This is a genomic window from Zoogloea sp. JDB1 (genome assembly GCF_056724025.1).
Window position 1 is genome coordinate 3,941,093 of the sequence record NZ_CM161496.1, and the last position, 18,322, is coordinate 3,959,414.

16 protein-coding genes are annotated in these 18,322 nt (G+C 65.2%); 9 read left to right on the forward strand and 7 right to left on the reverse strand.

Going from position 1 to position 18,322, the window contains the following annotated elements; genetic code table 11:
• Positions 1-118 precede the first annotated feature (118 nt).
• From AC1PPK_RS17825 to AC1PPK_RS17855, 7 genes are all read right to left on the reverse strand, one after another.
• A complete protein-coding gene (locus tag AC1PPK_RS17825) occupies positions 119-1,189 on the reverse strand; it encodes a branched-chain amino acid ABC transporter permease (protein ID WP_481114352.1) in 1,071 nt (356 codons plus the stop codon).
• A 2-nt stretch (positions 1,190-1,191) separates the two neighbouring features.
• Entirely contained in the window at positions 1,192-2,073 is an 882-nt protein-coding gene (locus tag AC1PPK_RS17830) for a branched-chain amino acid ABC transporter permease (RefSeq protein WP_481114353.1), read from the reverse strand.
• Between the two features lie 18 nt (positions 2,074-2,091).
• Positions 2,092-2,895 carry an ABC transporter ATP-binding protein gene (locus AC1PPK_RS17835; RefSeq protein WP_481114354.1) on the reverse strand — a complete coding sequence of 268 codons (804 nt, stop codon included), beginning with the start codon at positions 2,893-2,895 and terminating at the stop codon, positions 2,092-2,094.
• On the reverse strand, positions 2,892-4,052 hold the full coding sequence (locus AC1PPK_RS17840; protein WP_481114355.1) for an AMP-binding protein: 1,161 nt from the start codon (positions 4,050-4,052) through the stop codon (positions 2,892-2,894). The genes AC1PPK_RS17835 and AC1PPK_RS17840 overlap by 4 nt, the downstream gene beginning before the upstream one ends.
• A 305-nt stretch (positions 4,053-4,357) precedes the next feature.
• Entirely contained in the window at positions 4,358-5,578 is a 1,221-nt protein-coding gene (ribA, locus tag AC1PPK_RS17845; protein ID WP_481114356.1) for a GTP cyclohydrolase II, read from the reverse strand.
• Between the two features lie 73 nt (positions 5,579-5,651).
• On the reverse strand, positions 5,652-6,806 hold the full coding sequence (locus AC1PPK_RS17850) for a sigma-54 interaction domain-containing protein (protein WP_481114357.1): 1,155 nt from the start codon (positions 6,804-6,806) through the stop codon (positions 5,652-5,654).
• The gene (locus AC1PPK_RS17855; protein WP_481114358.1) at positions 6,803-8,005 is read right to left on the reverse strand and encodes an acyl-CoA dehydrogenase family protein; all 1,203 of its coding nucleotides are present in this window, start codon (positions 8,003-8,005) and stop codon (positions 6,803-6,805) included. Before AC1PPK_RS17855 ends, AC1PPK_RS17850 begins: the two co-directional genes overlap by 4 nt.
• A 406-nt stretch (positions 8,006-8,411) precedes the next feature.
• Between AC1PPK_RS17855 and AC1PPK_RS17860 the strand changes: the two genes are divergently transcribed.
• The 9 genes from AC1PPK_RS17860 to AC1PPK_RS17900 all read left to right on the forward strand — a co-directional run bounded on the left by AC1PPK_RS17860 (position 8,412) and on the right by AC1PPK_RS17900 (position 18,322).
• Positions 8,412-9,620: an acyl-CoA dehydrogenase family protein gene (locus tag AC1PPK_RS17860; RefSeq protein ID WP_481114359.1), complete on the forward strand. Its 1,209-nt coding sequence runs from the start codon at positions 8,412-8,414 to the stop codon at positions 9,618-9,620.
• A 19-nt stretch (positions 9,621-9,639) separates the two neighbouring features.
• Positions 9,640-10,332, forward strand: a complete 693-nt coding sequence (gene ribB, locus AC1PPK_RS17865) for a 3,4-dihydroxy-2-butanone-4-phosphate synthase (RefSeq protein ID WP_481114360.1) — start codon at positions 9,640-9,642, stop codon at positions 10,330-10,332.
• Positions 10,333-10,767: 435 nt separating this feature from the next.
• The gene (gene msuE / locus AC1PPK_RS17870) at positions 10,768-11,337 is read left to right on the forward strand and encodes an FMN reductase (RefSeq protein ID WP_481114361.1); all 570 of its coding nucleotides are present in this window, start codon (positions 10,768-10,770) and stop codon (positions 11,335-11,337) included.
• Between the two features lie 41 nt (positions 11,338-11,378).
• Entirely contained in the window at positions 11,379-12,479 is a 1,101-nt protein-coding gene (gene sfnG, locus AC1PPK_RS17875) for a dimethylsulfone monooxygenase SfnG (RefSeq protein WP_079434997.1), read from the forward strand.
• A 31-nt stretch (positions 12,480-12,510) separates the two neighbouring features.
• On the forward strand, positions 12,511-13,740 hold the full coding sequence (locus tag AC1PPK_RS17880; RefSeq protein ID WP_481114362.1) for an acyl-CoA dehydrogenase family protein: 1,230 nt from the start codon (positions 12,511-12,513) through the stop codon (positions 13,738-13,740).
• Positions 13,741-13,800: 60 nt separating this feature from the next.
• Positions 13,801-15,060 carry an SfnB family sulfur acquisition oxidoreductase gene (locus AC1PPK_RS17885; RefSeq protein WP_481114363.1) on the forward strand — a complete coding sequence of 420 codons (1,260 nt, stop codon included), beginning with the start codon at positions 13,801-13,803 and terminating at the stop codon, positions 15,058-15,060.
• Between the two features lie 64 nt (positions 15,061-15,124).
• A complete protein-coding gene (locus tag AC1PPK_RS17890) occupies positions 15,125-16,291 on the forward strand; it encodes a trans-sulfuration enzyme family protein (protein ID WP_481114364.1) in 1,167 nt (388 codons plus the stop codon).
• 37 nt (positions 16,292-16,328) lie between these two features.
• Positions 16,329-17,477, forward strand: coding sequence for an FMNH2-dependent alkanesulfonate monooxygenase (gene ssuD, locus AC1PPK_RS17895; protein ID WP_481114365.1), 1,149 nt, complete (start codon positions 16,329-16,331; stop codon positions 17,475-17,477).
• Positions 17,474-18,322, forward strand: coding sequence for an amidohydrolase family protein (locus AC1PPK_RS17900; RefSeq protein ID WP_481114366.1), 849 nt, complete (start codon positions 17,474-17,476; stop codon positions 18,320-18,322). Before ssuD ends, AC1PPK_RS17900 begins: the two co-directional genes overlap by 4 nt.

Consider the following 18,322-nt stretch of genomic DNA (forward strand, 5'->3'; position numbering starts at 1 on the left):
ACAGACTCCAGTGGAAATGGTGGGAGCGCCGAAGCACTCCCGTGACTCGCCCCGGTGCGGCTGGCCAGGCCGCTCCGTAACGTGGGTTTCAGCTAAAAGGGAAAAAAGCGGTTCGCGTTCAGTCGCGCAGGGGCCACACCCGGGCGCGGGCCCGCCAACCCCGCCACAGACTGGCCAGCCCTTCGGGCTCGCGGACCAGGAACAGGATGATCAACACGCCGAACAGGATCTTCTGCAGGTTCTCGGTATCGCCGGGATCGATGACGCCCGCCAGCAGCGAGCCCCCCAAGTTGCTCAGCAACAGCGGCAGCAGCACGATGAACGCGGCCCCCAGGAAGTTGCCGAGAATGCTGCCCAGCCCGCCGATGATGACGATGAACAGGACCTGGAACGAGCGGTTGAGGTCGAACCCGTGGGGCTCCACCGTTCCCAGGTAGGCGAAGGCCCACAGGGAGCCCGCCACGCCGCAATAGAAGGCACCGATCGCGAAGGCCAGCAGCTTGCTGCGGGCCACCGGAATGCCGATCACTGCGGCCGCCGTGTCCATGTCGCGCACGGCCATCCAGCTGCGCCCCAGATCGGAACGCACGATGCGCGCAGCCACGACGAACAGCACCGTGACCAGCCCCAGCGTCAGCAGGTAGCGCCCCGCCGGAGACGACAGATCCACGCCGAGGACGGACAGCGGCGGCGCGGTGATCACGCCGGACGGGTTGAAGTTGGAAAACCAGCCGAACTTGGTCAGCGCCCACTCCACCAGGAACTGGGCCGCCAACGTCGACACGATCAGGTAGAAGCCCTTGATGCGCAGGCTCGGCAGGCCGAACACTACGCCGGCGACGGCCGCCACGAGGCCACCGAGGATGAAGCTGGCCAGGAAGGGCAAGCCTTCCACCCGCAGCTGAAAGTTGTAGGCGGCAAAGGCCCCCACCGCCATGAAGGCCGCGGTGCCAAGGGACAGCTGCCCCGCGTAGCCGGTCAGCAGATTGAGCCCCAGCCCCGCGAGGGACAGCACCAGAAACGGGATCAGGATGGCGCTCAACCAGTAATCGCTGGCCCACAGAGGAACCGCCACGTAAGCAACGGCCAGCAGTACGCCGATCCCCAGGCGCGCCTGGCGCAGACGGAACACCCTGCGGTCGTCCGCGTAACGGGTGCTGAACTGGCCGGTTTCGGATAACAGCAGCATGATCAGACCCTCTCGATGGCCCGTTCGCCGAACAGCCCCGCCGGACGAACCAGCAGGAACAGCAGCGCGAGCACATAAGGAAACCAGTTCTCCAGGCCGTCACCGATCAACGGCCCCACATAGACCTCGGCCAGCTTCTCGCTCGCGCCGACGATCAGGCCACCGGCAATCGCCCCCCCTATCGACGAGAAACCGCCGATGATGAGGACCGGCAAGGCTTTCAGCACCACCAGCGAGAGGGAGAACTGGACCCCCAGGCGGGCGCCCCACAGCAGCCCGGCGATGAGGCTGACAAAGCCCGCCACCGCCCACACCACACCCCAGATCCTTTGCAGGCGGACACCTACCGCCAGCGCCGCCAGCGGGTCGTCGGCCACCGCACGCAGCGACAGGCCGATGCGGGTCCGGCTGAACAGCAGCGACAAGGCCAGCACCAGCGCCGCCGCCGTGCCCGCCGCGAAGAGGTCGAAACTGCTGAGCAGCACATCGCCGAACTCCAGGGGCTCATCCTTGATGCCGAGGTCGAGGCCGTGCACCTGGGCACCCCACAGGAGCTGGGCCAACCCCTCGATGATGAAGCTGACCCCCAGGGTGGCCATGAACAGGGTGATCGGCGGCCGGTTCACCAGATGCCGCAGGACGCCGCGCTCGATGGCCCAGGCCAGCGCCAGCATGGATGCCAGCGTTACCGCAAAGGCGCTCCAGAATGAGAGCCCCCGCTCCAACAGGCTGACGAAGGTCAGCGCCGCAAACAGCACCATCGAGCCCTGGGCGAAATTGAAGACGCCCGAGGCCTTGAAGATCAGCACGAAGCCGATCGCCACCATCGAATACATGACGCCGGCGAGGAGCCCGCCGATCAGCACTTCCAGGAAAAAATCCATGTCGTCCTGCCTTTTCATCTAGTGAGCGCTGCCGATGTAGGCGGCGATCACATCCGGGTTGTCGCGCACTTCGGCGGGGGCGCCGTCGGCGATCTTGCGGCCGTAGTCGAGCACCACCACATGGTCGGAGATGTCCATCACCACGCCCAGGTCATGCTCGATGAGCACCACCGTCGTACCGAAGTCCCGATTGATGTCGAGGATGAAGCAGCTCATGTCCATCTTCTCCTCCAGGTTCATGCCCGCCATAGGCTCGTCGAGCAACAGCAGGCGCGGCTCCGCCGCCAGTGCCCGGGCCAGTTCGACGCGTTTCTGCAAGCCGTAGGGCAGCTTGCCGACCGGCGTGTCGCGGTAGGCCTGGATGTGCAGGAAGGCCAGGATCTCCTCGGCCTTGCGGCGATGTCCGTCGGCCTCGTCGCGCGCCACGCGCAGCCCCAGCACCTGCCGGAACCAGCCGGCCCGAACATGCAGGTTCCGGCCGGTGAGAACGTTGTCGAGCACGCTCATGCCCTTGAACAAGGCTACGTTCTGGAAGGTCCGCGCAATCCCGCTCCGCGCCGCCCGGCGCGGTGTGATGCGCGCCGATGCCACTCCGTCGTACACCACCCGTCCCTGCTGGGGGCGATACACCCCGTTGATCACGTTGAGCAGGGAGCTCTTTCCCGCTCCGTTCGGCCCGATCAGCGAGCAGATCTCGCCTGAGCGGACCGCAAAGGAGATGTCGGTGACCGCCTTCACGCCACCGAAGGACAACGAAATGCCTTCCACGGCCAGCAGCGGCGCTTCAGCGCCAGGTACCAGAGGACGGGCCGCCGCGCTCACGTCGCCCCCCAGACGGTCAGCTCGAAAGCAACCCGGGGCGACGACGCACCCTCCTCCCGCCCGGCCGGCGCGAGGTCCGGCCAAGGCTGGAGTTCGATACCGAGGCGGCGGAAGAACTCGACAGTGGCGTCGTCCGCCGGCGGACCGATCAGGAGCGCCGTGCGCACCCGAGCCAGGCCGGCCACCTCGCGCAGTGGCGACAGGACCAGCAGGCGCACCAGCCCGCCGCCGCCGGCCGGCGACAAGGCACGCGACAGCCAGTTACCCCAGCGGCCTCCTTGCGCCGGCAACCGCGCCTCTATCCGGGCGCGCAGCCGGGCGTAGGTGTGTGCGGCGCCGACCACCAGGGTCGGCCCGATCTCCCGCCGATCCCGGTCTCGGCTCTCCAGACCTTCGGCCACATTGATTGAAAACCCGCCGACCAACCAGGGGGCGAGCAGATGGCGCACCACGCCGGCTGGAGCGAAACGGCGGCCGGCGAAAGCCGTGTCCTTCTCGCTCAAGCTGGCGGCACGCAGCAAGCCAGCAGCACCGGCCACCAGTTCATCGTGGGGCACTACCTCCACATCGTCGCCATCCCAGGAGCCGGCCCCTGCGTAGCGTATGGCGACACCGCCAGCACTGGCCGACACGGGAGGAACACGCCGCTCCGCTCCGCTGGCAAGCCAGCCCGGATAGGCAGCCAGTGCAGCCTGACTATAGGCGTGCAGCCCGCGTCCGTCCGCGAATATCAGCCGTACGCCGTCGAAACCCGCCGCCAGCAAACGGTCCACCTGTTCCTGATCCTCACCGTGGGCCACCTTCGGCGCCAACGTTCGCAGCATGCCTGCCAGTGCGTCCGCCTCCGCTTCAACCGGCAAGGGCGCCGCGACGCCCCCCAGCCACTGGGCCGCCAGCATCAGGACCACGGCTTCGGCGCAAGGATGGCCGAGCAAGGCCAGCACATCACCCGCGCCGAACCCATCGGCCTCCAGAGCCGCCGCCGCCCGCCCGATTTCATCGGCGAGCGCCGACCACGTACGTTCATGCCAGATTCCGAGCCGTTTCTGGCGCAGCGCAACGGTACTTGCCCTGCGCTGGGCCTGTTCGAGCAGCCATCCCGGCAAGGTCGCCGGGGCGTCCCCGCTCCTGTCCGCATTTGTGCTGGAGATTTGCATTGCGCCAATTCCTGATTCAATTCACTTTCGACACGAATTTCAATTCGCGCCACTGCCTATTTCCATTCCGCTCAATCCGGAATTGATTCCGGATTGAGATACATGGCTAATAAGCAGTTTCCGTTCCAGGAAAACAGCTAGATTGAGATCGATAAATCACCACCATTTCTGGCCCGCTGATGGAAATCGGATCATCCATGCTGATAAGGTGCTTCCTGAAAAGCAGCCTGAATGGGAACCAGGAATTAACGAAGCAAGAAATTAAAAAGCCCCTTGCGGGGCCGATATTCACTGGAGACCTTCATTCACTCGAAAGGCAGGTCATGTCCCATCCGGGTTCTCTTGGTACGCAGATAGCGGACATTGTCCTTCGTGCTCGGTGGAACCACGGGAATGACCCTATGGACCGGAATCCCGGCACGCACAAGTTCGTCCCGCTTCTTCGGATTATTGCTGAGCAGATGCACCGAGCGCACCCGCAGATCCCGCAGGATATCGGCCGCACAGGTAAAACTGCGCGCATCCACCGGCAAACCCAGCGCCACATTCGCGTCGACGGTATCGAGCCCCTCGTCCTGCAAGGCGTAGGCGCGCACCTTGTGACCGAGACCGATGCCACGCCCTTCGTGTCCGCGCAGATAGATCAGCACCCCGCGGCGCCCAGCGGCAATGCGGGCGAGGGACATGTCGAGCTGTGGGCCGCAATCGCAGCGCAGGGAGCCGAACGCATCGCCCGTCAGGCATTCCGAATGCAGGCGGACCGGAACCCCGTCCTGCTCCGCCACTTCGCCCCACACGAGGACCGCATGCTCCACGCCGTCGATGGCCGAACGATAGGCATGCAGGATGAACTCTCCATGGCGGGTGGGCAGCCGCGACGACGCCACATGGGTGACGCGCGGCCCAGTCTCCTCAGCCATTCCGTCCAGATCCTCCGCATGAATCAGCGGAACTCCATAGGCAATGGCGAAGGCCTCCACCTCGCCCCCCTGGAGATAGCGCCCCCGGTCGTCGAACAGGGAACAGATCAACGCCGCATCGGAGAGCCCGGCACGGCGGGCCAGACAGGAGACGACCGGGTCGCTGTCCGGCCAGCTGAGGGTGCCCGCGCCGCTCATGGCGACGAACGGATCGCCGAAGTCCACCGCGATGCGCTCGGCGTCGGCGGGATTGCCGGCCAGCGCATGGAGCACGGGCAACAGGCCGGCCACGGCATACGCCGGCCCCGTGCGCCCGTCGGAGAGTCCCTTAAGGCGATCGACGAGGGCCGCACCATCGGGATCATCGATGCTCGACAGGAACAGCCGGATACCGTGCTGCTGGCGATCGGGCAGCAGCACGCTGACTACGCCGCGGGTGTGGCGACGCAGGAAAGACAGCGTGTCCTCACCCACGTTCTCCAGCGCGGCGACGAGGCACGCCCCGCCTCCCCTCTGAGGGGAAGGCGCCAGGATCACCACCTCCCCGCGCCGAAAAGCTGCCAGCGCGGCCGAGGGGTCGTGCGAACCGTGCCTGCGGGATTTCATCTTGCTATCCATCGGGAACCCCCGTGTTGTTCGATGCTCCGGACGCGACAAGCCCTCGGCCGCCGCATCCGGCCTATTTCAGGGCCGAGATGGCTCCGATCTTGATCAGGCGCGCACGGATGACGTTGCGGCTGACCCCCAGCAGGCGTGCGGCCTGCACCTGATTGCAGTGGCAGTACTGGTAGGCCGCACGCATCACCACCTCCTCGATCTTGTCGAACAGGTCTTCATGGCACTCCTCGAAGAGCGCCAGCAAGGCCTTTTCCAGTTGATCGACCGCCTGGTCCGCTGCCACCTCGGCCACCGGCTCGACATCCCGGTCGAGCTTGAGCGTGGACAGGTACAGGTCCTCCGGCCGCAACACCGCATTCTTGGCGATCAGCAGACCGTGGTGGATGACGTTCTCGAGCTCGCGGATGTTGCCCGGCCAGTCGTGCTGACACAGCTTCTGCTCGGTGTCCGCACGGATCGTCACCTCGCCGTAGCCGAGCCGGCGCCGGTATTGATTGACGAAGTGGCGGGCCAGCGGAAGGATGTCGCCGGGGCGCTCGCGCAGCGGATGCAACTCCAGATGCACGACCCGCAGACGATAGAACAGATCCTCCCGGAAATGCCCCGCCTTGACCGCCTCCTCCAGCCTGACGTTGGTTGCCGCAATGAGGCGCACATTGATCGGCACCGGCCTGCGCGCGCCCAGACGGACAACCTCACGCTCCTGCAAAACCCGCAGCAGCTTGACCTGGATGCTCAGTGGCAGGTCACCGATCTCGTCCAGGAACAGGGTGCCTTCGTTGGCGGCTTCGAACCAGCCGGCCTTCGACGAGAAGGCCCCGGTGAAGGCTCCCTTCTCATGTCCGAACAGCTCGCTTTCCACCAGGGTTTCCGAAAACGCACCGCAATTGACTGCGACGAACGGGCCATTGCGGCGGGCGCTCAGCGCATGGACATGCCGCGCGATGAGCTCCTTGCCGGTTCCCGTGTCACCGATGATCAGGACATTGGCCTCACTGGGCGCGACGAGTTCAATGCGCTCCAGCAATGCCTTGGATTTCGGATCCTCGAAGACCTGGGCGGTGGCGCGGATGGACTTGGACAGGACCTCCGGATTCGGCATGGTCAGCAAGCGGCTATCCACACGCCCCTCGCGCCCGCCCTCGAACGACACCAGCTCGGGATGATCGCCCATCCGGGCCATGCGCTCGGAATAGGAAGGAATATCGTCGTTCACGAGTAAAACGTCGGCTTCGGGTATTGCTGCTTCAACGCCCATTCACCGAGCTCCAGGAGTTTGTAATCGATGGGATCGTGCATGGTGTGGGTGCGCAGATTGCGCCAGTAGCGATCCAGCCCCAGCCCGGCGTGGGTGGCGCGGGCACCGGTCACCTCGAACATGCGGGTGCACAGATCCAGCCCGGTACGGGTAGCCAGTACTTTGGCGGAGGCGATCGCCAGCGCGATCTCACCCCGCTCCCCGTCTGTCAGACGGTCGCCCTTCTGCCAGCCCGCATCCAGCATGTCCGCGGCGCGCTCGGCCATCACCCGCACGGCATCGAGGCTTGCCCAGAATTCACCGTAGTGATGCAGGACGTACGGGTCGTCCTCGAAGCGTTCAGCCGGCGAACGGTGCCACGGGCGAGCCTCGTTGAGGCTGTACTTGCGGGCGTCCGCGTAGGCGCCCTCGGCGATGCCGGCGTAGATATTGGTCAGGATCAGCTGGGCGATCAGCGGGCGCAGGCACGCGAACGGCGTACTGAGCGGCCCCGGGTCGGCGAGCACCTCCTTCTCCTCGATGCGGACCCGCTCGAAATTGACGCTGCCGCTGTCGGTCTGGCGCTGACCGAAGTTGTCCCAGTCCTGGATCACGTTCACGCCACTGCGTGCTGTGGGAATTGCCGCGATGATCAGCTTGCGTGCTTCCTCCTGCTCGTAGGCCGAGACGATCAGCATCTCGGAGTCGAAGGCCCCCGAGCAAAAGCTCTTCTTGCCGGAAAACTCGTACCAGCCATCCAGGCGCCGGCTGATCGTGCGCCGATCCAGCGGATTCAGCGCATTGCCCCAGAACCAGTTGTGGCGCGCGGTCTGCTCGAACCAGGCGCCCCATTGGTCCGGCTTGGAAAACAGCCGAACCGTCGCCAGCATCAGGTGCTGAAACGCAAAGACGTGGCCGATCGAACTGTCCGCCCGGGACAGGACCCGGATCACGTCCATGGTCTGGCGCCAATTCGCACCGAGACCGCCGTATTCGATGGGGATCGACATCGCCAGGAGCCCGCTGCCGCGCAGCGCATCGCGCTCTGCCTTGGGCGTTCCCCCCAGGCTATCCCGCTCCGGGGCGGTGATGGCGAATTGCTCGGCAAGTCGCTCGGCGATCCTGATGGGCGTATCCAGCGCGATGATCTCGCTGGCCTCGCCACGGGGATCAGTCAACACAGAGGTCAAATCGGAAACTCCGGGATTCAGAACACCGGGAATGCTTCGCAGGAAGCGTGCCACGGGGTTTTCCGCGGCGCCCCGCTGAAATTGCTGTCAAACCAGCACCCGAACTGCACACCAGGCAGCAGAGCGGCGGCAGCCGTGCCCAGAAATCAGCACAAGCACTGCCGACGCCGCCGGACCCGGACAATCCGAGCTGATTTCGGCCGCCACTCTCATCAACTGCTTCCACAGCAGCACAAGATCCGCACGAGTGCTCCCCTTCACGCATCCCCGGCACGGAAAACCTCCATTCCGCCGCCCGGATGAATGGCACGTTCCCTGCTGTTCTGCCCGTGCCAACCACTGGGGATTCCGTATCCCCCGCCTTCCATCGATCACGAGAGAACAGAAAGAAACCATGCACACCCTGCTCGAAGCACCGGAGACGAAAGCCCTCCGGGCGTCCACCAGCGACCGCCTGGCCGTTGCCCGCACCCTGGCCGAAGAGTTCGCGCGTACCGCAGTCCACCGGGATCTGGCGGGCGGCACCCCCAAGGAAGAGCGGGATGCGATCAGGCGCAGCGGCTTGCTGGGCCTGATCGTCCCGGTCGAATACGGCGGTCACGGCGCCACCTGGGCCGAAACCCTGCAGATCGTCCGGGAGATCGCCCGCGTCGACAGCTCGGTCGCTCACGTCTTCGCCTTCCAGCACCTCCTGCTGGCGACCGTACGCCTGTTCGGCAGCCCCTCCCAGTGGCGCCCGCTGTTCGAGAAGACCGTCCGCCACGACTGGTTCTGGGGCAACGCACTGAATCCCCTGGATACCCGCACGGTCTGTACACCTCGCGACGGCAAACTCGAGTTCAACGGCCAGAAGAGTTTCTGCTCTGGTGCACTCGACTCCGACATGCTGATCGCATCGGCCATCGATGAGGCCACCGGCAAGCTGCTGATCGCCGCACTACCGACCGACCGCGAGGGCATCCAACTCTTTCCGGACTGGGACAACATGGGCCAACGCCAGACTGACAGTGGCAGCGCCCGCTTCGAACGGGTCCGCATCGAACACCACGAGGTGCTGGCCGCGCCAGGTCCGCTGAGCTCACCGTTCGCCTGTCTACGTCCATTGATCGCCCAACTGATCCTGTCCAACATCTACCTCGGCATCGCCGAGGGCGCCCTGGCTGAGGCCCGGAGCTACACCAGCGGGCAAAGCCGTGCCTGGCCGGCGGCGCAAGTCGCCGCCGCCACCGAGGACCCCTATGTACTGGGCACCTACGGCGAGTTCTGGGTGGGTCTCGAAGGTGCCCGCCTGCTCACCGAACGGGCCGCCCATTCCCTGGACGCCGCCTGGATCCGCGACCTCGACCTGAGTGAGACGGAACGCGGTGAAGTGGCAGTCAACGTGGCCGCGGCCAAGGTGGCGACCACTCGCGTCGGACTGGATCTGACCAGCCGCATGTTCGAGGTGACCGGTGCCCGCTCGACCACCGCTGCACTGCGTTTCGACCGCTTCTGGCGCAATCTGCGCACCCACACCCTGCACGATCCGGTGGCCTACAAGGTCCGTGAGCTCGGCGACTGGAGCCTCAACGGCAAGTACCCCACGCCTTCCTTCTACTCCTGAGCCGTTCCTCCAGATCATCATGAATGCAACAACGACCACACCCGCTTTTGATTCCGTCGAAGATGCCGTCTCGGCGATCCGCAGGGGCGAATTCGTCATCGTCGTAGACGACGCAGATCGCGAGAACGAAGGCGATCTGATCATCGCAGCTGAAAAGATCACGCCTGAAAAAATGGCGTTTCTGGTCCGCTACAGCAGCGGCGTCGTCTGTATCGCACTCCCTGGCGCCCGCCTGGACCAGCTTGCCCTCCCCCTGATGGTGAGGGAGAACACCGACCCTCACCGCACGGCCTTCACCGTGACCGTCGATTACCGGCACGGCACCACCACCGGCATCTCGGCGAGCGATCGGGCCGCAACGCTGCGCGCCCTCGCCGACCCGGGCACGATGCCGACCGACCTCGCCCGTCCCGGGCACATCTTTCCCCTCCGCGTACGCGAAGGCGGTGTGCTCGCCCGCCCGGGACACACCGAAGCCGCCCATGATCTGGTCACGCTGGCGGGCCTGCGGCCGGGTGGCGTGCTGTGCGAGATCGTGCGGGACGATGGCCACATGGCCCGCCGCCCGGATCTGCTGCGCTTTGCCCGCCAGCATGATCTGCGGATCATCTCCATTGCCCAGCTGATCGCCCATCAGCACCGCAACACGGGTCTCCAGCAGTTCAGACACGATCATTCGCCAGCCCGCCTTGCGCTTGAAGCCGCCGCCTGATCCCAAGCGCACCAGCCCCGTATCTCAACGGCCACCCTCATCAGGTGGCCGTTGCTGTTTTGGAGCCATCGCTCCTTTCCCTCCCCCACAGGCTCAGCCGCCTCCGTATCGACTTTGCGCTGCCACCCGTTCCAACTTCAGGAATAGCGTCCCTGGCAGCACGGGGTGCTCATGAAGTGCTTCTCCAGCAGCATTTCCAAATCCGGAAATAAGCTTTTCATGCTTTCCTATTCCGGATGTCTGCAGAGACGAAGGATTTTCGTGACCAAAAGATGAAAAAAGAACCGATCAAATCCATTTTCACAGCCTCATTCACCGCAAATCTCATTAATACCCAGCTTTATTTCATCTGGCATGGATGCTGCTATTTCCCTTCCACACCGCAAATAGCGGACGAACCATCCAATCACACGAATTTAATACTGGAGAAATTTCATGAGCACCAAGCCGAAGATCGTCGCCGTATCCGGCGGACTGTACAAGCCGTCACGGACACGCGTCCTGGTGGACGAGATCGTCAATGGACTCGTCCACCGCCAGCCGGCGGACGTTCGCATCATTGACCTGTCCGCTATCGCTGCAGAACTGGGCGCAGTCGTCACCCCCACCGATCTTCCGCGCCACATCCTGGATGACATCCACGCGATCGAACAGGCGGACCTGCTGGTCGTCGCCAGCCCCGTATACCGGGCCTCTTTCACTGGTCTTTTCAAGCACTTGTTTGACTTCGTCCATCACGAGGCGCTGATCGACGTACCGGTCCTGCTTGCCGCCACCGGCGGCAGCGAACGCCACGCACTGGTCATCGACCATCAGCTGCGGCCGCTGTTCAGCTTCTTCCAGGCGCACACCCTGCCCATCGGCGTCTATGGCTCGGAGGCCGATTTCCACAATTACCGCGTCACCAGCGAAAGCCTCCAGGCCCGCATCGATCTGGCCGTCACCCGCGCCCTGCCCTTCCTGAAAAAACGCCGCCAGCCCCAGCCGGACCTTGCGGCCGCCTGAATCCAGCCATTTCACCCTTTTGCCATCCAGGAGATAGTTTCATGAGCCAATCGAATACGCCGATCAAATTCGCCTACTGGGTTCCCAATGTCAGCGGGGGCCTCGTCGTCAGCAAGATCGAACAGCGCACCAGCTGGGATATCGATTACAACCGCCGCCTCGCGCAAATCGCCGAAGACGCCGGTTTCGAATACGCCCTTTCGCAAATCCGCTTCACCGCAGGATATGGCGCCGAATACCAGCACGAATCGGTGGCCATTTCCCACGCCCTGCTGGCAGCGACGACGAAGCTCCGGGTCATTGCCGCCATCCTGCCCGGCCCCTGGCATCCCGCCGTGCTGGCCAAGCAGATTGCGACCATCGACCACCTGACCAAGGGGCGCATTGCGGTCAATATCGTCAGCGGCTGGTTCAAGGGCGAATTCACCGCGATCGGCGAGCCGTGGCTGGAGCACGACGAGCGCTATCGCCGCTCCGAGGAGTTCATCCAGGCCCTCAAGGGCATCTGGACACAGGACGACTTCACGCTGAAGGGCGACTTCTACCGCTTCCACAACTACAGCCTCAAGCCGAAGCCCCTCCAGCAGCCCCACCCCGAGATCTTCCAGGGCGGCAGTTCCCGCGCCGCACGCGACATGGCCGCCCGTGTCTCCGACTGGTACTTCACCAACGGCAACACGGTCGAGGGCATCAAGGCCCAGGTGGACGACATCCGCGCCAAGGCGGCGGCCAACAACCACAAGGTGAAGGTCGGCGTGAATGCCTTCGTCGTCGTCCGCGACACCGAGGAAGAGGCCCGTGCCGTCGTCCAGGAGATCATCGACAAGGCCGATCCGGTTGCCGTGCGCGCCTTCGGCGACGCCGTGACCCAGGCCGGCAAGGCCAGCCCCGAGGGCGAAGGCAACTGGGCCAAGTCCACCTTCGAAGACCTCGTTCAATACAACGACGGCTTCAAGACCAATCTCATCGGCACCCCGCGCCAGGTGGCCGAACGCATCGTCGCCCTCAAGGCGGTGGGCGTGGATCTCGTGCTGACCGGCTTCCTGCACTTCCAGGAAGAAGTTGAGTACTTCGGCAAACACGTGCTGCCGCTGGTCCGCGAGCTCGAGGCACAGCGGGAAACCGAACTGGCTGCTGCCTGACGACCGGCCCCGCAGAGCAAGGAAGATCCCCATGAGCGACACCCGAAACGACAATCCGCTGTCCACCGGCACGGACTACGAGACCCTGGCGTCCCGTTTTCGCCCGATTTTCGCGCGCATCGCCGAAGGCGCGCTGGAGCGGGAGCGCCAGCGCCAACTGCCCTACGAACCCATCGAATGGCTCAAGAAGGCGGGCTTCGGGGCGGTCCGCGTGCCTAAGGAATTCGGCGGCGGCGGCGCCTCCCTGCCCCAACTGGTCCGCCTGCTGATCGAACTGGCCGAAGCGGACTCCAACCTGCCGCAGGCCCTGCGCGGTCACTTCGCGTTCGTCGAGGACCGCCTCAACGCCGCACCGTCGCCGCAACGTTCCCTGTGGTTCCAGCGTTTCGTCGAAGGCGACATCGTCGGCAACGCGTGGACCGAGGTCGGCACCGTCAAACTCGGCGAAGTGATCACCCGGGTTTCGCCTGACGGCGGCAAGTGGCGCCTCAACGGCGAGAAGTACTACAGCACCGGCAGCATCTTCGCCGACTGGATCGACGTGTACGCCAAGCGGACGGACAACGACGGCGACGTGATCGCCGCGGTCAGCACGCACCAGGCCGGCATCACCCAGAAGGACGACTGGGACGGGTTCGGCCAGCGCACCACTGGCAGCGGCACCTCCCGCTTCGAGAACGCGCTGGTCGAAGCGGAAAACGTCATCGACTTCGCAACCCGCTTCAAGTACCAGACTGCGCTTTATCAGCTCGTGCTGCTGGCGGTCCAGGCCGGCATCGGACGCGCCGTTGAACGCGATGCAGCCCAAGCGGTGAGGGACCGGCATCGCGTGTTCAGCACCGGCAACGCCCCGCAGGTTGCCCAGGACGTACAGGTGCAGCAGGTGATCGGGCAGATCTCAGCGCTGGTCTATGCCGCCGAGGCTGCCGCAGTCAGGGCCGCCGAGCCGGCCCAGCGGGCCTACGAGGCACGCTTCGGCGGCGATGACGAGCGCGAGAAGGCCGCCAACATCGACGCGGAGATCGAGTCCGCCAAGGCCCAGATCATCGTCTCCGAGCTGATCATCCGCGCCTCCAGCGATCTCTTCAATGCGCTGGGGGCGTCCTCAGCGAGCGAGACCCGCGCCCTCGACCGGCACTGGCGCAATGCACGTACCGTCGCCACCCACAACCCGCTGATCTACAAGGCGCGCATCGTCGGCGACTGGAGCATCAACGGTACCGAGCCGCCGTACATCTGGCAGATCGGCAGCGGCAAGTAAGCCTCAGGGCGGGTGCCCTTGCCGGCCCCGCCCGTCCCGCATTCGACTACAGGATCCCCCATGAGCATTTCAAACACCGCCATCGCTGAACGCCCGCGTGTCAACTCGCCCCTTCCTTTCAGCCCCCGGCCTCGCCCGACCCAAGCCGCCCACGTGATCCGCGACGACGCGGAGGCCATCGCCGTAGCCCGTCAGCTGGCACGGGAATTCGCCCGGGAAGCCGCCCTGCGCGACCGTGAAGGCTTCCTGCCCATCAGTGAGATCGACACCTACTCCCAATCGGGCCTGTGGGGCATCACGGTCCCCAAGGCCTACGGCGGCGCCGGCGTGTCCTACGCCACCGTGGCCGAGGTCATCGAGATCATCGCCGCAGCGGACTCCAGCATCGCCCAGATCACCCAGAACCACCTGGTGCTGGTCGCCCATATCGGCCTGGATGCAAGTGAAGAACAGAAGCGCGAACTCTTCGGGCTGGCCCTGCAGGGCTACCGTTTCGGCAATGCCTTCTCGGAACTGAACAGCCGCAACGTGGCGACCTTCGAAACCAAGGTGCTCGACAAGGGCGATCACGTGATCGTCCATGGTCAGAAGTTCTATACCACCGGCGCACTGCTCGCCCATATCGTTCCCATCGTCGCCGTCGATGATGGCGGCAAGGGCTACCTGGTCTTTGCCGACCGGGATGCACCGGGCCTGACGGTGATCAACGACTGGTCCAGCTTCGGTCAGCGCACCACCGCATCGGGCTCGGTGAAGATCGAGCAGGTGAGCGTGCCGAAGTCCCGCGTCGTACCGATCCTGGCCTTCGACACCCCCACCGCGGCAGGCGCCATCTCGCAGATCATCCAGGCTGCGATCGATGCCGGCATCGCCCGCGGCACTCTCGACGACACCATCAGTTTCGTGCGCGAAAAGAGCCGTCCGTGGATCGACAGCGGGAAGGAGACCGCTGCCGAAGATCCGCTGACCATCTCGGCCGTCGGCCAGTTGGCAATTCGCCTCCACGCTGCCGAAGCCCTGCTTGAGCGGGCCGGACGTCGCATCGATGCCGCCCTGGCTGAACCAAGCGAAGAGAGCGTTAACGAGGCCACCCTCGCCACCGCGGAATCCAAGGTACTGACGACGGAGATCGCCCTCGAAGCCAGCAACCGCCTCTTCGAACTGGCCGGCACCCGCGCCACGCTGGCCGCCCACGGCCTCGACAGGCACTGGCGCAACGCCCGCGTCCATACCCTGCACGACCCCGTGCGCTGGAAGTACTTTCATATCGGCAACTACCACCTGAACGGCATCAATCCTCCGCGCCACCCGTGGAACTGATCCGGTGCTCACGGGGAACGTGGGCGATAGCGCCGCGTTCCCACCATTCCATCGTCAACCTGCCATGAGCCCAACGCCCGTCCGCCAACCCTCCGTCAGCCCCGAAACTGCCGCCGCCCAAGCACTCGGCCAGCCTGCACTGCCCTTCCAGGAGGTGGTCGGCCCCATCCACATGGCGACCACCTACGCCAGGGATGCAGACGGCCAGTTGAGCGGCGGCCGGCTGTATGCCCGCGACGCATCGCCTGCTTACGATCAGGCCGAAGCCCTGTTGTGCCAGTTGGAAAACGGCCACGACGCGCGGCTGTTCGCCTCCGGCATGGCCGCGAGCACCGCGGTGCTGCAGATCCTGAAGCCGGGCGACAAACTCGTCGTGCCCCGCAACATGTATTGGGCGCTGCGCAACTGGGCACGGCGTTTTGCGGCGCAATGGAACATTGTTCTGGCCGAATACGAGAACAGCAGCCTGAGCAGCCTCCAGGAGGCACTCTCCGGCCCGACCCCGCGTCTGCTGTGGATCGAGTCGCCGGCCAACCCGACCTGGGAAGTCACCGACATCGAGGCCGCCAGCGCACTGGGACGTGCCCACGGCGCGCGGGTGGCAGTGGACTCCACGGTGGCGACGCCGGTGCATACCTGCCCGCTGGATCTGGGTGCCGACTTCGTGGTCCATTCGGCAACCAAGTACCTGAACGGCCACTCCGATGTGGTCGCCGGCGCAGTGGTCGCCCGCGCCGACTCGGACGACTGGCAGACGATCTGCCAGTACCGTGGCCAGGCAGGCGCGATACTCGGCCCCTTCGAAGCCTGGCTGCTGCTGCGCGGCATGCGGACCCTGTTTCCGCGCGTACGGACCGCGAGCCGCTCCGCACTTCACATCGCAAACCGCCTCGCAGAGCACCCGGCCGTGATCGAAGTCCGCTATCCCGGCCTGCCACGCGATCCGAACCACCCGATCGCCGCACGCCAGATGCGTGACGGCTTCGGCGGCATGCTGTCCTTCCGCGTCAAGGGCGGGGCCATCGGCGCCCGACGTGTGGCCGGCTCGCTACGCCTCTTCAAGGAGGCCACTTCCCTCGGCGCGGTGGAAAGCCTGGTCGAGCACCGTGCGCCCGTCGAAGGCCCCGACAGCCTGTGCCCCGACGACCTGTTGCGCCTGTCCATCGGGATAGAGGCCGTAGACGACCTGATCGCCGACCTGCAGCAAGCCCTCGCCGGGATACCGGCATGACGCAACGACGCTCGATATCAACCCTATTAGGACCATCATGAGTCTCGACATCTTCTGGTTCTTGCCCACTTCGGGTGACACCCGTTATCTGGGCAAATCCAATACCGGTCGCCCGGTCACTCAGGAATACCTGCAGCAGATCGCCGTCGCTGCCGACAACCTGGGCTATGACGGGATCCTGATCCCCACCGGCAGTGGCTGCCTCGACCCGTGGGTGACCGCATCCAGCATTGCCGGCTCAACCCGGCGCCTGAAGCTGCTGGTCGCCCTGCGTACGGCCCTCACCAGGCCGACCGCCGCTGCGCGCATGGCCGCCACCCTCGACCAGGCCACCCACGGTCGTCTGCTTCTCAACGTGGTGGCAGGCGGCGACTCGACGGAGCTGGCCGGCGACGGCATCTTCCTCGACCACGACGCACGCTATGCCGAAGCCTCCGAGTTCCTGGCGATCTGGCGGCGGCTGCTGCAAGGGGAAACCGTCGATTTCCATGGCGCGCACCACCGTGTGGAAGGCGCCCGGAATTTCTTCGAGGCGGTCCAGCGTCCCTATCCGCCCCTGTATTTCGGCGGCTCGTCGCCGGCCGCCCACGAGCTGGCCGCCGAGCACATCGACACCTACCTGACCTGGGGCGAACCGCCGGCCGCCGTCGCAGAAAAGATCGCCGACGTCCGCGCCAAAGCGGCCAGACATGGCCGGACCGTCAGCTTCGGCGTGCGCCTGCACGTGATCGTGCGGGAAACCAACGACGAAGCCTGGGCCGCCGCGGAGCGCCTGATCAGCCGCCTCGACGACGAGACGATCGCCAAATCCCAGGCCCGCTACGCGGCGATGGACTCGGTCGGCCAGCAACGCATGGCCGCCCTGCACGGCGGCCGCCGCGACAAGCTGGAAGTGAGCCCCAACCTGTGGGCCGGCGTCGGCCTGGTGCGCGGTGGCGCCGGCACCGCGCTGGTCGGCGATCCGCAGACCGTGGCCACCCGCCTGAAGGAATACGCCGACCTCGGCGTGAGCAGCTTCGTGCTGTCCGGCTACCCGCACCTGGAAGAAGCCTATCGCTTCGCCGAACTGGTCTTCCCGCTGCTGCCGGGCAAGAAGCCGGTCACCATCCAGGACCACGTGATGACCGGCGGCCCCTTCGATGCCCGGACCGTCAATTCCAACAACACCCAAAAGGTAACCGCATGACCCGTGTCATCGACCTGCGCTGTCGCCCCGCCTACCTGCACGACTTTTTCGGCGCAACACCGGGGAGCGCCGCCAATGAAACCGCCCGCTGGCTGAACCGCCGCGTCGGCACCCGGGGCGACGACGAACATTACGCCCGTTCCCGCACGCCCGAAGGCTTCCTCGCCGAAATGCGGGATGCCGGCCTCAGCAAGGCCGTGGTCGTCGGCCGCCACACGCCTGGGCAACACTTGCCGATCGATCTGATCCACCAGATCACCAATGGACACGACGAACTGCTCGGCATCGCCGGTGTGGATCCACAGTTGCAAGGCCACACCGCCGTGGACGAAGCCGAACGGGCGATCCGCGACCTCGGGTTGGCTGGCATCGACATCGAACCCGGCTTCGGCGAACCGGCCCGCCACGCCGACGACCCGGTTTACTTCCCGATCTACGAGCTGTGCGCCCACCTCAAGGTGCCGATCTTCCTGATGAGCGGCCCGACCACGCCGGACCCGCGCTTCAACGATCCGGCGGCCCTTGCCCGCGTGGCCCAAGCCTTCCCAAGCCTGCCCATCGTCTGCTACCACGGCTATTGGCCGAACGTGCAGCAGGCGCTGGGCGTCGCTTTCCGCTACGAGAACATCCACCTCGTACCGGACATGTATCTCTTCGTCGCCGGCAGCCAGGCTTACGTAGATGCAGCCAACGGCTTCCTTGGCGATCAGCTGCTGTTCGGATCGTCCTATCCCTTCCGGCCCATCCGGCAGAGCATCGACGACTTCCAGCAACTGGGCTTCAAGGAATCGTTGCTGGACAAACTCCTGTACGGCAACGCCGCCCGCCTGTTCGCCATCGACTGA